Below are 12240 nucleotides of genomic sequence, written 5' to 3'. Positions count from 1 at the left end.
GGTCAGGCCGTCTGGGGATCTGAAGGTCTCAGAACCAACCATAGCAGTGCGCCACCCGCAAGGGTCAGCAGCGGGATCATGGCGAGGTTTACGGCCGTCCAACCCTCGACCGCTGAGCCGCCCGAGCAGTTCATCAATCCGCCAGAGGCAAGCGAGGCAAAGGTCACGCCGCCAAACACCAGCAAGTCATTCAGGCCCTGCATTCGACCGCGTTCGTGCACTTCATGCGAGTCTGCCAACATGCTGGTGGCGCCAATGAAGCCAAAGTTCCATCCGATGCCCAGCAGGATCAGGGCGACGAAAAAGTTACCTATATCAACACCTTGCAGGGCGACAATGCCCGCGCCGCCAAGGATTGCCAAACCGAGAGCTACGATCTTTTCGACCCCAAACCGCGCGATCAGGTGGCCGGTGAAGAAGCTGGGAATGTACATCGCCAGTACGTGGCTGGTGACGATATCCGCGGCATCACCTTCGGTATATCCGCACCCGACGACGGCCAAAGGTGTAGACGTCATTACAAGGTTCATCAGCGCGTAGGAAACCATTGCGCAGATGATCGCTACTGCGATGCGTGGAGTTTTCAGCAACTCCATCCGTGTGCGACCTTTGGGTTCATCTTCGGTCGGTTTCGGCGGAGTAGGGATGTCGAGAAAGAAGAACAGGGCTGAGCCGATTACGTTGATCGCGATCACCGCCAGATAAGTGCCCAAAAACGGGACCACATACGCTTGCGAAGTCAGCTTGACGATCTGAGGGCCGATGATCGCCGCCGCAAGCCCTCCGGCCATGACGTATGAGATCGCCTTGGGCCGGAAAGCATCCGATGCAGTGTCAGCCGCTGCAAAGCGATAAAAGCCATGTGCGCTCATGTATATGCCGGTCAGGAAGCTGCCGATCAGGAAGATCGGGAACGAGCCGAGATAAAGGCCGTAAGCCCCGATAACGCCCCCTGCGGCACCTGCGGTTGATCCCACAAGAAACCCGGCACGGCGTCCCCAGCGTTGCATGATGGCTGAAATCGGCGTTGCCGCCAGCATTGAACCCAGAACGATCAGTGAAATCGGCAGCGTCGCAAGGCAAGCGTTGCTGGCCAGCGATTGGCCTGCCAGCCCGCCGACGATGAACATCATGGGCATCTGTGCACCCAGGATTGCCTGTGCTGCCACCAAAACGGCGACGTTGCGTTTGGCCTGACTATCGTCAGGGGTGGCAGCGATCATTGTCATGGGCGAATGGTTATCTACGATTGAGACTTGGCACAAGCGGGTTGCATATGCGGCACATCCGCCTAACGTGCGGACAAGGATCACTTATCGGAGAGCGCATGTCCGTCGGACGCATCATCGAAACACCGGACTGCGTTACCGAAGGGGCCGAGTGGTTGGCTGAGGCTTGCCCCCGGATGGCTTATGCGATGGAGCAAACCGGACCCCTGCCACTCAGGCGCAAGCCTGACGGGTTCGCCCAATTGCTCAGCGCGATTGTCAGTCAGCAGGTCAGCGTGGCCTCGGCAAACGCAATCTGGAAGAGGCTGCAGGACGCAAAACTGACCGGTCCGCGCAAGATTATGTGGGCCACTGATGATGATCTGCGCGCTGTGGGTCTCAGCCGTCAGAAAATTCGCTATGCCCGCGCCTTGGCTGAGGCGCGGATCGATTACAAAGCGTTGCGTGATGCGCCAGATGACGAAGTGGTCGCAATTCTGACCGAGGTACCGGGAATCGGTGTCTGGACTGCCGAGATTTATGCGATGTTTTCGCTGGGTCGCGCCGATGTGATTGCACCGGGCGATCTGGCCTTACAGGAAGCTGCACGCATCCTCTATGAATTGCCAGAACGACCAAAAGACAAAGAGTTACGCCAGATGGCTGAAGCATGGTCGCCGTGGCGATCGGTTGCGGCGCGGGTGCTGTGGGCCTATTACCGGGTCGCAAAAGACAGAGAAGGGATCAGATGACACGGGTTTTGAACGCGCTCAGGAAAGAGCCGGTTTCAGGCGACACACGCTCGGTTGTGGTGTTTGTGCATGGTTATGGTGCAAACGGGGCCGATCTTTTGGGGCTGGCTGATCCGTTGGGCGAGCATCTCCCGGATACGTTGTTTGTAGCTCCGGACGCGCCTGAACAGATCATCGGTATGCCCAACGGTTTCCAGTGGTTCCCGATCCCGTGGATTGATGGCTCATCCGAGGAGGAAGCCCGACGGGGTATGGAAATGGCAGTTGAGGATTTCAACGCGTTCCTTGATGCGCTGATGGTGGATGAGGATGTCCTGCCAGAGCAGGTAGTGCTGTTCGGTTTCAGCCAGGGCACGATGATGAGCTTACATGTAGCCCCGCGCCGCGAGGACCCAGTGGCCGGGATCGTAGCGTTCTCGGGCCGTTTGCTGGAACCTGATTTGCTGCCAGACGAAACCGTAAGTCGCATGCCGATCCTGCTGGTGCATGGCGATGCTGATGACGTTGTACCGCCGCAATCGTTGCCAGAAGCAGCTGAGGCACTTCAGGCGGCCGGGTTCAAAGAGGTTTATGCCCATATAATGAAGGGCACCGGCCACGGGATTGCTCCGGATGGCTTGAGTGTTGCGCTGGCTTTCATGCGGGATAAGTTGAGCCTCTGACTTGCGGGGCGATCTAAGGAGAGCATGATGCTGATCGTGACAGGAGTGGTCGAAGTTTCAGATGCAGGGGTCGAGAAAGCCATTGCCGCTGCGCAGGTGATGGTTGCGGAAACCCTGAAAGAACCCGGATGCCTGATCTATGAATTCAGTCAAATCCTGGGTCAGGCGACCCGCTTTCGGGTCTATGAGGAATGGCAGGATCAGGCCGCGCTTGAGGCCCATTTCGCGACCCCTCATATGGCTGCGTTTCAGGCAGCACTTGGTGAAATCGGCGTTGTCTCTAGTGAAATCTACCGTGTGATCGGGGGTGAAAAGCAGCCGCTTCGCTGATCGATCACTCCCACAGCCTTCTTTCCGAGAATTCGACGGAGTTGCCTGCAGGGTCTCGTACATAGAGCGACCGGGCTCCGTTGGGCCAGTCGAACTCGGCATCGACAGGGATGTTCCAGTCCAACAGATGCTTGCGCATCACGGTGATTTCATCTCGGGTTAGGACAAGGCAAACATGGCTGGGACCGCGCGCCCCATGCGGTGGGACCGGCAGATCGGGGTTGCCTGGCGGTTTCTCGGTTTCGCTGGCATTGAACAGCAACAGGACAGACCCGCCGATTCGATAGAACACATGGCGGTCGGTGACGCGCTGGATTTTCTCTAGCCCCAATATCTGACCATAGAAATCCTCGGCCGCATCTAGATCGTCGACATACAGCGCGGCTTCCAGGATGGCAGACGGGGCAGGGATATCCGGTGTGACCTTCATGCCCTAAGCCTATCACATCACGCAGTTTTTGTCACCGGCGCGGGCGGCGGTCCCGCTTGCGCGACGGTGCTGCGTCAACAGCTGGCATCGGCAGGCTTTCCCACTGACCGGGGTCAAGGCCGTCCAAAGACCAATCTCCAACACGGGCTCGGATCAGCCGCAGAGTTGGGTGCCCGACTGCGGCTGTCATCCGGCGAACCTGACGGTTGCGGCCCTCTTTAATCGTCAGTTCAACCCAACTGTCGGGCACCGTTTGGCGAACCCGGATCGGCGGGGTGCGTGGCCACAGCCATTCGGGTTCGTCAATCAGCCGCGCCTTGGCGAGGCGCGTCAAACCATCCTTAAATTCAACACCTTCCCGCAACGCCTTTAGTGCCGCTGTGTCGGGAATGCCTTCGACCTGAACCCAGTATGTCTTAGGCATCTTGTGCTTGGGGTCTGATATCTGCGCCTGCAAACGCCCATTGTCAGTCAGCAGCATCAAACCCTCGCTATCCCGGTCCAAGCGTCCCGCAGGATAGACACCGGGCAGGTCGATGAATTCCGACAGCGTGCTGCGGGGCGAGTCAGAATTGGCGCGGTCGGTGAACTGCGGCAATACATCGTAAGGTTTGTTGAAACGGATGAACCAGGACATGCCCCGCCATAGCTTGCAGACCACATCTGCGCAACCTGTGGATAAGTGTCACTTATCTGTTACGTATTCGGCCTAACCAATACCCGAGATGTTGTGTGAACTCGGCACTTGTCAGAGATTTAACACGATATATAGTTAACTTAAGGCCGGGGCGGGTGTTCCCCGCTCTGATGTCACAAACGGGCAGTACAGAGCGAGGAGCGATTCTGTTATGGACGGAGACTTCAGGACCGAATTTGTCAGGGAAACCGGTGCGCTCAAGCATCATCCGGCATTGGTTTTGAACGCCGATTACAGACCTCTTTCCTACTACCCGTTGTCTTTATGGCCGTGGCAGGAGGCGATCAAAGCTGCCTGGCTGGACAGGGTGGATATTGTTGCGGAATATGACGAGGTTGTCCGCAGTCCCAGTACCGAGATCCGAATACCCTCGGTCGTTGTCCTGAAAGACTATGTAAAACCCAGAAAGCGCGTGGCCTTCACGCGCTTTAATTTATTTTTGCGGGACGAATTCAAATGCCAGTACTGCGGCAGCCGTGAAAACCTGACCTTTGATCATGTTGTACCGCGCGCTGCGGGCGGGGTCACAAGTTGGCAGAATGTCGTTGCAGCGTGCAGCCCGTGCAATCTGCGCAAGGGCTCAAAATCCCTGCGACAGGCCAGAATGTCACTGAATAAACCGCCGCGTCAGCCGGATGCTGAGGCTTTGCGCAATATCGGTCGGAAGTTCCCCCCGAACCATCTGCACGAAAGTTGGATCGACTTCCTCTACTGGGATGCCGAACTGGATCAGCTATGAACCCTAGCGCGCGCGCCAGGCTGCGATCCAGATCAGGACCAGACCCGTCGAAATCAATCCATTCCAGCCCGCCATGGAAATCCCGAACATCTCCCACGGGATGTCATCGCAACGCACGAGCGGGGCAGACATGATCTGATCCATTAACTCTTCGGCACTCAGACCACCGATATCACCAGATGTGCAGGTCAATGGGCCCTCCCACCAGCCTTGCTCGACCCCAGCATGGTAAAACCCTATTCCCGCCGTTGTGGCCGCGGCCAGAGCGCCTAGTAGGGGCAGGGGGCGGACGCCCGGGAAGGCAAAGGCTAGAGCACCAAGAATCACTGCGACACCATGGGGATACCGCTGCCAGATGCACATTTTGCACGGCGCGAGCCCACCGATGTATTGAAAGCCCCAAGCCCCAAGTAGCAACGCGGCCGAGCCGGATGCGGCAACCAGAACCAGAAGTCTTTTGCGCGTCATAAGTATTTCACCACAAGAAAGCCGCCAAACAGCAGGATTATGAATAGGGTAAACATCAAACCCAACCGTTTTTCGATGAAGTCACGGATTGGTTCCCCAAATTTCCACAGCAGCCCGGCCACAAGAAAGAAGCGCAAGGCGCGCGCCAGGATCGAGGTGGCTATGAACGTCCCAATCGGCATCCCGGTCCAGCCCGACATGATGGTGATGACCTTATATGGGAAAGGCGTCACACCAGCCGCCAGCACGGCCCAGAAGCCGAAATCATTGAAGCGGGTATTGAATTCTTCCATTGCGTGGGCTTTGCCCATGGCTTCCAGAACAGGCTGCCCAAGGCTTTCGTAAAAGAATGCCCCAATTGCATAACCCAATATCCCACCCAGCACCGAGGCAACCAAGGCGACCGTCGCGATCAGCCAGGCCCGCGACGGACGCGCAAGGATCATGGGAATCATCAAAACATCGGGTGGGATCGGAAAAAACGAACTTTCGACAAAAGCCACAACAGCCAGCGCCCAGAGCGCATGAGGATGTTCGGCCAGACGAATGGTCCAGTCATAAAGGGATCGCAACATGAAGAATATGTATCCTGGTAACCGCTGCGGCAAGCCAAACCATGCACCCGACTGACCGTCAACCTCCTTCGATGAAACATTCAGGGCAGTGGTTGTTTTTTGCCTCTGGACCTTCTCTCGGTAGGGCGCTAATCCAGTGTTCGTGGCCCAAGTGGCGGAATGGTAGACGCAGGGGATTCAAAATCCCCCGCCTTCACGGGCGTGAGAGTTCGAGTCTCTCCTTGGGCACCACAGCAATTCTGAATATATTGCTGAAGTTCAACTTCAATACCCCGTCATCTCAAGATATCCGCGTCCTGTGTGGCTACCTGTGATGGTGATTGGGCCTTCCCAGTATTCGAACCGGGTTCCCATCCAAGCCTTCGGGCTTATGGCATCGACTTCAACATCGATCCCGCGATCCGGCAACGACACCTGCCATTTGATCGGAACGTCACGTTGTGCCACGCGGGCGGTTTCAAGGGGTTCTAGCAGTACTGAGCCGTCAGGTAGGGGGGTCGTTTGCCCATCAGGCTCAATCCACGTAGCGGCCGTGAAATCCCCTCGATCCCCGCGTAGGCGGAAGGCCATCAGCTTGTCACCGTCGTCAAAGCTGAGCGAGAACCAGTCCCAGCCGCTTTGATCTTCGGCCAAGGGTTGCGAAGACCATTCGCGATCCAGCCAACCCTGGCCGGCGACTTCGATATCTTCGTTGGGCAGGTGGAGCGTGCCCTCGACCGTGTAGAAGGGTTGCGAATAGTAATAGCTGGCCTGACCATCGGCGGATTTCACCGAATACCCCTCGGCCCCGTGAAACACCAATGGGCCTTGGGCCTTCAGAGTCAGATCATACCCAAAGTCTGATCCGTTTGCTGTCAGGCTGAGGGTTTCCAAATCATCGCCGCGCATGTGCCATTCATCGATCCATGCCTCAAACGGATGGGCCGTTACGCCAGCCTGTCCGACACCGCCGCGAGAGAGTCGTTCGGCGAAATAGTGTGTTTCTGGCGTTGTGAGCGCGGCATGGCCCATCCAGATCTGCGGGCTTTGCCAGCCGTCAGCCTCGGACGGTTTCAGGGCCGATCGGAACAGGGTCCATTGTATGCCATAGTCGCGACCCTCTGCGTCTTTGAGGTTTGCCGTCAGATACCACCATTCAATCCGATAATCCGGATGGGCGCCGTGATCTTGCGGAAACTGAAAGCTGTAGCCCGGTTCAGGACGCGTAAAGCCATCCGCATTGCCGCCCAACCCGGCATAACCCTGCGCCCAACCGGGAATTGGAAGGAGGATGAACAGAATGAAGGCTTTAACGTTCATTGGCAAAAACCCTCAACAGCGCAGCAGGTGGTAGGCGGAGCAATCGTAATGCGGGTAGGGCCGCTGCGAGCACGGCGGCAACCAGAGTCAGCAGGAATAAGCTCAGCCAATCAGTTGGGAACAAATACATGGGCAAGCGCCATCCGAAGGCCTGCACGTTGATCACGGCCAGCAGCACCCATGCCAATACAAGGCCCAATGGAAGGGCAAGACAAGCGGTCATCACCGCAAGCAGGACACTGCGCAGAAGCTCTAGCTTGGCCAGTTGCGCGCGCGTAAGGCCCAGCGCCCAGACCGGTGCGACCTGAGGCAGGCGCTGGGTCCACAATGTCAGCAAACTGGTGAGTATCGCGAACCCCGCAACGCCCAGTGTCAGGACATTCAGCGCTGAGGTGACGACGAAAGTTTTCTCAAAAACAGCCATCGATTGCGCTTTCATAGCGGCCTGCTGCACAACTGCCGATGGGGGTAGGTCAAATTGGTCACGCAACGCCTGTGCCAGCTCCGAGGCCTGATCCGGTATGATGCGGATGCCGAAGCGGCGTGTATCCGTATCCGGGGCAATCTGATCCAGCATCGGCATTGCGACGATGGCCTGACCTGTCGGGTTCCCGTAGTCGGAATAGACACCTGCAATCGGCAAGCTGTGCTCGGGTGTGATCGCGACGGTATCTCCGGGCCACAGATCCCCGCGTCGTGCGAGTTGCTCGTTGATGAGTACGGCGCCGCGATACAGGACGTTGTCCCAGACGTCGGGATCCTTGGCGATCAGTGGCCAGTTGTTGCGATAGCTATCGTGATCAACAATCCCGTACAGAAACAACGGCCCGGTCTCGTGCAGCAATTCGGTGCTGCGAATGGGTAGGACAGCTGACGCCCTTGGGGCGAGCCAATCGATAAGGGCTGCGCCTTGTGCATTGTCGGCTGCGGTCACGTAAAGTTCGGAGGTCAGCCGTTGATCGAGCCAGCCAGTAAAGGTGAGGCGGAAGCTTGAAACCATTGTGCCCACGCCGATATTCGCGGCGAGCGCTAGCAGCAAGGCCATCAGCGCAAGTGACAGACCGGGCAATTGCGCCCGCATGTCCGCGAGCACCCATTGACCAACAGGCGTGCGGGCCCGGCGCAGGCACAAGGTCAATATCCCTGACAGTGCGAGCGGCAGCAACAAGGCCGCTCCGGTCAGCATCCCGGCAAGCAAGGCAAACCCTGCGATAAGTCCGCCGATTGTGAAATATGCGATAAAGCCCAATGCTAGCAGGGCTAGGCCACACGCGCCTGTAATCTGGGCCGAGGCTTTACTGCCACGCCAAGCTTGTAAGCCCGGCCCTGCGAGGATGGGCATGCGCGAAAGTCGCCAAAGAGCGTGGCCACTGGCCGCCAACGTGCCGCCTGTTGCCATCGCAAGACCTGCGGCGACCCATTGGGGGCGTAATGACATCTGCCCGTCGATTGTTGCCCCGTAGAGGCCGCGCAACGTGGCGGCGACATCAGGCAACAAGGCTCCAGCCAGAAAATACCCCAGGATTAACCCGAACAGGCCACCGATCAGGGCCAAGAGAAGTAATTCACCCAGAACGATCCAGATCAGGCCCCGCATGGGAAGGCCCAACGCCCTTAATGTACGGATCGTGCCACGCCTCTGCGCGAAGGCGAGGCCGACCGTTCCGTGAACGATGAACAGGCCGACGGCGAAAGACAGCAAGCCGAAGGCTGAGAGGTTCAGGTGAAAGCTGTCGGTAAGTTGCGCGGTATCCAACTGGGCCGAGGGGCTAATGCGTTGAAGTTCAGGCGCAAGTTCTGACAGAGACGGGACACCACGGGGCTGAATGGGCAAGATCACCAGACGGGAAATCTGACCGGGACGGTTCAGAAGACGCTCGGCCACTCCAATATCGGTGAGCACCAGATCAGGTGGCAGCGCGGTGCTGGAAAGTACCGGTGGGAAGTCGTCACTAGATTGAAACAGCGGGGCCAGGGCGGGTGACATCAGCAGCCGCCCCGGAGCTGTCAGCATATCAGCTGGGTCGGGGGCATCCGCGCCTTGCTCGATCTGGGTGATCGCGGGCAGGACAGGGTAGGCCACCAAATCCACCCCCATCAGACGTACGGAACGGCCCTTGATGCGCAGCGTGCCTTCTAAGACGGCCGCCACTTGCCAGCCTGCGCGCCTGAGCTCGGCGTAGCGGGAAAGAGGGATCGTGGAACCGGAGGCGCGCAGTTCGTCGAATTGTCCGATGGCAAGCTGGGCGCTGGCGCGTTCATAGCTGGCGCGCGCTTCGGCATTGATGGCTTGCACGGCCGACCACAGACAAGTTGCCAGCGCGATACCCGTCAGAAGCGTCATCAATTGCAATGGGTGCATCCGCCAATGGGACACCAACGCCAGGACCGCAGCGCGTGTCATGCGATATGCCCGCCCGTCAGGTGGGCACGCCGGTCGAGACGGCTGGCGATGTCATTCGAGTGGGTGACCAGCAGGAGCGCAGCGCCGGTATCGGCTACCAATGAAAGCATCAGGTCTAGCACCACCGCACTTGCTGTTTCGTCCAGATTGCCCGTCGGCTCATCCGCTAGCAGCAATCGTGGTCGGATCGCCATGGCGCGTCCGATGGCAACCCGCTGCTGCTGTCCGCCCGAAAGGTTCTCGGGGTAGCGGTCTTGCAGTTCTCTCAGGCCAAGGCGCTCGGTCAGGTGGACAACCCAATCCGGGTCGTTCCGACCCGCAAGTCGCGCATGGATCGAGAGGTTCTGGGCAACGGTCAGCGACGGGATCAGGTTGAACTGCTGAAAGACCAGAGACAAGGTGCAGCGACGCAATTCGGCGCGTTCCGCATCATTCAGGGCCGACATGGCGCGCCCTTCCAGAGTAATCTCTCCGCCATCAAACCCATCCAGCGCCGCCACCAGATGCAATAATGTGCTTTTGCCACTGCCACTTTCTCCGGTCAGCGCCAAGGTCTGCCCCTGTTCCAACGTCAATGAAACATCGGTCAGGACAGGTCGCCCACCGGGATAGGCTTTTCGAACGTGATCAATTGATAGCAACATGCAAACTCTCATCTGGTCCCGTCACAATGTGCAACGCGGCGCGCCAGTGTCCAGAGCCGAGATCGGTTCTATTCGCCGCAGCCTTACGCATCGCATGGGGTTGTCGGCAACGCGCGAAACCCCCATGCTTGCACAGTTTTCAGCGATCAGAACAAAGGCCGTTTACATGACATTGTCGCAACAAATCATTTGGGGCAGCTTCTATCTGGGTATTTGTTTTCTGATCGAAATCATGCTGCTGACATGGTGCGTTCTGGTCATCCGAAAACTGGTTGCGAAATGGGAGACACGCAGCACTATCCTTGCAACCGCAGGCCCGATCAGCGTGGCGCTGGTGTTTATCGTGCTGACCCATACGGTTCAGGTCTGGATCTGGGCGATTGTCTGGGTTTGGGGTGATGTGCTGCCGGATTGGAATTCGGCCCTCTATTTCTCATTGGTGACGTTCACAACGCTGGGTTACGGCGACATCGTCTTGGGCGAAGGGCTGCGCATCTTCGGAGCGTTTGCATCGGTCACGGGCCTACTGGCCTTTGGGCTGTCGACCGCGTTCCTGGTGGCTCTCATGACGCGGGTGTTTGAAGAACGGTTCCTGAACTAGAGGATCGGTGCAAACAACCGTGCAAGCGGCGCACCAAAACGGATGTGGAACGGTTGCTGGGGCAAATTGCGGGTCAATTCGTAACTTGCTTCAAAATCGGTTTCCAGCATCGCAGCCACTGCGTTTGCTGCGCGACGATCAAAGAACAGGGCCATCGCCTCAAAGTTCAGACGGAAAGATCGGTTGTCCAGATTGGTGGTGCCAACGGCGGCCAAGGTATCGTCTACAACAAACGCTTTTTGATGCATGAAGCCGTCGGTATAGCGAAACACACGGGCGCCACAGTCTCGGATTTCGTCGAAATAGGCAAAAGCGGCCAGCCAGGGCAGACGATGGTCGATGACATCCGGCACGAGTATTCGTACATCCACACCACGCAACGCCGCGTGCTGTAGCGCGGTCATGATGTCGATGTCGGGCACAAAATAGGGCGAGGCGATCCAAAGCCGTTCTTTCGCCTCAGTGATGGCCGCAAAGAACATCATTGCGCCGGTTTCTGTTTCGTCGCCCGGGCCCGTTGCCACCAGCAGCGCATTCATGTCCTGATCAGATTCATTTCCAGCCCAATCGAGTTGGTCGATCAGATCTTCGTTGCGCGCCCAGTGCCAGTCTTCCGTGAAGATCAGTTGCAATTGACGGACCACGTGACCGGTCATCTTGATGTGTGTGTCCCGCCAACGACCGAACCGAGGGCTTTGTCCCAGATACTCGACCCCGATGTTGTGACCACCGATAAAGCCGACATCGCCATCCACGATCACAGTTTTTCGGTGGTTGCGATAGTTCAGTTGAAACCGGAAATTGGGCCCGCGTTGTTCGCGGGGATCTGCAACATCCACACCGGCCTGGCGCAGCGTCTCAAAATAGCTGGACGGCAGGCCATAGCTACCCACCGCGTCGGTCATGAACCGAACATGTACGCCACGCTTGACCGCGGCGATTAGCCGGTCCCGCACCCTTCGCCCAAGATCATCATCCCGGACGATGTAGAACTGGATCAGAACGTAATTCTCGGCCTTATCTATGGCGTCGAGAATGGCATCAAACGTAGCTTCGCCGTCGATCAGCAGCTCGGCTCCATTCCCACGTGAGACGGGCAAATGGGCCAGCGCTTCAAACGCGCGAGGATTGACTCGCATCGTCTGAGGGTTGGGTTTCGAGAAATCGGCAAAGGTCTTGATCCCTTCGACGACGCGCTCACTTTCTTGCCGAGCGATCCGGTATCCTCTGAACCGATGGTGACCGAGGAATAGATACAGCGGCACGCCAAACATCGGGGCCGACAGCAGGAACACAACCCAGCCAACCGCTCCTTGTGGTGTGCGTGCAGTCTGCGCAGCGCGAACTGCAAAGACGACCGCTACGCAATAGAGTGAAAACAGAAAAAACGAGACGAGTAATGTCCACATCGGGGCGCAGCGATCCGGGTTG

At 57.9% G+C, this 12240-nt stretch carries 14 protein-coding genes and 1 tRNA gene; 6 read left to right on the top strand and 9 right to left on the bottom strand.

The features are described 5' to 3' along the window. Positions 1–2: 2 nt before the first annotated feature. Entirely contained in the window at positions 3–1229 is a 1227-nt protein-coding gene (locus tag ACR0AW_RS02980) for an MFS transporter (RefSeq protein WP_170732276.1), read from the bottom strand. A 98-nt stretch (positions 1230–1327) separates the two neighbouring features. On the opposite strand from ACR0AW_RS02980, the gene ACR0AW_RS02975 reads away from it, so the two are divergent. Genes ACR0AW_RS02975 through ACR0AW_RS02965 form a run of 3 tightly spaced genes read left to right on the top strand, consistent with a single transcriptional unit; the run spans position 1328 to position 2952 of the window. Next, positions 1328–1960 (top strand): DNA-3-methyladenine glycosylase family protein, encoded by a 633-nt coding sequence (locus ACR0AW_RS02975; protein ID WP_170392996.1) that lies wholly within the window; start codon positions 1328–1330, stop codon positions 1958–1960. Continuing rightward, complete coding sequence (locus ACR0AW_RS02970) at positions 1957–2622, top strand: alpha/beta fold hydrolase (RefSeq protein WP_170392997.1); 666 nt, start codon at positions 1957–1959, stop codon at positions 2620–2622. The genes ACR0AW_RS02975 and ACR0AW_RS02970 overlap by 4 nt, the downstream gene beginning before the upstream one ends. Positions 2623–2649: 27 nt before the next feature. After that, a complete protein-coding gene (locus ACR0AW_RS02965; protein WP_170732274.1) occupies positions 2650–2952 on the top strand; it encodes a putative quinol monooxygenase in 303 nt (100 codons plus the stop codon). Positions 2953–2956: 4 nt separating this feature from the next. Here ACR0AW_RS02965 and ACR0AW_RS02960 read toward each other — a convergent pair whose 3' ends face one another. Beyond that, positions 2957–3382, bottom strand: a complete 426-nt coding sequence (locus tag ACR0AW_RS02960; protein WP_170732272.1) for a VOC family protein — start codon at positions 3380–3382, stop codon at positions 2957–2959. A gap of 31 nt (positions 3383–3413) precedes the next feature. Continuing rightward, on the bottom strand, positions 3414–4019 hold the full coding sequence (locus tag ACR0AW_RS02955) for an rRNA large subunit pseudouridine synthase E (protein ID WP_170732270.1): 606 nt from the start codon (positions 4017–4019) through the stop codon (positions 3414–3416). 211 nt (positions 4020–4230) lie between these two features. On the opposite strand from ACR0AW_RS02955, the gene ACR0AW_RS02950 reads away from it, so the two are divergent. Continuing rightward, entirely contained in the window at positions 4231–4818 is a 588-nt protein-coding gene (locus ACR0AW_RS02950; RefSeq protein WP_170405905.1) for an HNH endonuclease, read from the top strand. A 3-nt stretch (positions 4819–4821) separates the two neighbouring features. Here ACR0AW_RS02950 and ACR0AW_RS02945 read toward each other — a convergent pair whose 3' ends face one another. Both ACR0AW_RS02945 and ACR0AW_RS02940 read right to left on the bottom strand, forming a co-directional pair. After that, positions 4822–5286: a disulfide bond formation protein B gene (locus ACR0AW_RS02945; RefSeq protein ID WP_170732268.1), complete on the bottom strand. Its 465-nt coding sequence runs from the start codon at positions 5284–5286 to the stop codon at positions 4822–4824. Continuing rightward, on the bottom strand, positions 5283–5861 hold the full coding sequence (locus tag ACR0AW_RS02940) for a YqaA family protein (protein WP_170393003.1): 579 nt from the start codon (positions 5859–5861) through the stop codon (positions 5283–5285). Before ACR0AW_RS02940 ends, ACR0AW_RS02945 begins: the two co-directional genes overlap by 4 nt. 145 nt (positions 5862–6006) lie before the next feature. Here ACR0AW_RS02940 and ACR0AW_RS02935 point away from each other — a divergent pair. Next, positions 6007–6092 (top strand) — tRNA-Leu (locus tag ACR0AW_RS02935). 33 nt (positions 6093–6125) lie between these two features. On the opposite strand, the gene ACR0AW_RS02930 is transcribed toward ACR0AW_RS02935, so the two are convergent. Genes ACR0AW_RS02930 through ACR0AW_RS02920 form a run of 3 tightly spaced genes read right to left on the bottom strand, consistent with a single transcriptional unit; the run spans position 6126 to position 10208 of the window. Further along, complete coding sequence (locus tag ACR0AW_RS02930; protein ID WP_170732266.1) at positions 6126–7160, bottom strand: lipocalin-like domain-containing protein; 1035 nt, start codon at positions 7158–7160, stop codon at positions 6126–6128. Continuing rightward, entirely contained in the window at positions 7150–9564 is a 2415-nt protein-coding gene (locus tag ACR0AW_RS02925; RefSeq protein ID WP_170732265.1) for an FtsX-like permease family protein, read from the bottom strand. The genes ACR0AW_RS02930 and ACR0AW_RS02925 overlap by 11 nt, the downstream gene beginning before the upstream one ends. Then, entirely contained in the window at positions 9561–10208 is a 648-nt protein-coding gene (locus ACR0AW_RS02920) for an ABC transporter ATP-binding protein (protein ID WP_170732264.1), read from the bottom strand. Before ACR0AW_RS02920 ends, ACR0AW_RS02925 begins: the two co-directional genes overlap by 4 nt. On the opposite strand from ACR0AW_RS02920, the gene ACR0AW_RS02915 reads away from it, so the two are divergent. Then, complete coding sequence (locus ACR0AW_RS02915; protein ID WP_370644421.1) at positions 10207–10809, top strand: potassium channel family protein; 603 nt, start codon at positions 10207–10209, stop codon at positions 10807–10809. The two genes, ACR0AW_RS02920 and ACR0AW_RS02915, sit on opposite strands and share 2 nt — an antisense overlap. Here ACR0AW_RS02915 and cls read toward each other — a convergent pair. After that, the gene (gene cls, locus ACR0AW_RS02910; protein WP_170732263.1) at positions 10806–12218 is read right to left on the bottom strand and encodes a cardiolipin synthase; all 1413 of its coding nucleotides are present in this window, start codon (positions 12216–12218) and stop codon (positions 10806–10808) included. The genes ACR0AW_RS02915 and cls overlap by 4 nt on opposite strands. Positions 12219–12240 lie beyond the last annotated feature (22 nt).

Source organism: Ruegeria sp. C5 (genome assembly GCF_056537605.1).
This window is presented reverse-complemented; position numbering and strand designations above follow the sequence as displayed.

Excerpts from the sequence above, each read along its gene's own strand:
- ACR0AW_RS02950 (WP_170405905.1), top strand. The coding sequence starts at position 4,231 with ATGGACGGAGACTTCAGGACCGAATTTGTCAGGGAAACCGGTGCGCTC.
- cls (WP_170732263.1), bottom strand. The coding sequence starts at position 12,218 with ATGTGGACATTACTCGTCTCGTTTTTTCTGTTTTCACTCTATTGCGTA.
- ACR0AW_RS02975 (WP_170392996.1), top strand. The coding sequence starts at position 1,328 with ATGTCCGTCGGACGCATCATCGAAACACCGGACTGCGTTACCGAAGGG.
- ACR0AW_RS02955 (WP_170732270.1), bottom strand. The coding sequence starts at position 4,019 with ATGTCCTGGTTCATCCGTTTCAACAAACCTTACGATGTATTGCCGCAG.
- ACR0AW_RS02930 (WP_170732266.1), bottom strand. The coding sequence starts at position 7,160 with ATGAACGTTAAAGCCTTCATTCTGTTCATCCTCCTTCCAATTCCCGGT.
- ACR0AW_RS02970 (WP_170392997.1), top strand. The coding sequence starts at position 1,957 with ATGACACGGGTTTTGAACGCGCTCAGGAAAGAGCCGGTTTCAGGCGAC.
- ACR0AW_RS02925 (WP_170732265.1), bottom strand. The coding sequence starts at position 9,564 with ATGACACGCGCTGCGGTCCTGGCGTTGGTGTCCCATTGGCGGATGCAC.
- ACR0AW_RS02945 (WP_170732268.1), bottom strand. The coding sequence starts at position 5,286 with ATGACGCGCAAAAGACTTCTGGTTCTGGTTGCCGCATCCGGCTCGGCC.
- ACR0AW_RS02920 (WP_170732264.1), bottom strand. The coding sequence starts at position 10,208 with ATGTTGCTATCAATTGATCACGTTCGAAAAGCCTATCCCGGTGGGCGA.
- ACR0AW_RS02915 (WP_370644421.1), top strand. The coding sequence starts at position 10,207 with ATGCAAACTCTCATCTGGTCCCGTCACAATGTGCAACGCGGCGCGCCA.
- ACR0AW_RS02960 (WP_170732272.1), bottom strand. The coding sequence starts at position 3,382 with ATGAAGGTCACACCGGATATCCCTGCCCCGTCTGCCATCCTGGAAGCC.
- ACR0AW_RS02940 (WP_170393003.1), bottom strand. The coding sequence starts at position 5,861 with ATGTTGCGATCCCTTTATGACTGGACCATTCGTCTGGCCGAACATCCT.
- ACR0AW_RS02980 (WP_170732276.1), bottom strand. The coding sequence starts at position 1,229 with ATGACAATGATCGCTGCCACCCCTGACGATAGTCAGGCCAAACGCAAC.
- ACR0AW_RS02965 (WP_170732274.1), top strand. The coding sequence starts at position 2,650 with ATGCTGATCGTGACAGGAGTGGTCGAAGTTTCAGATGCAGGGGTCGAG.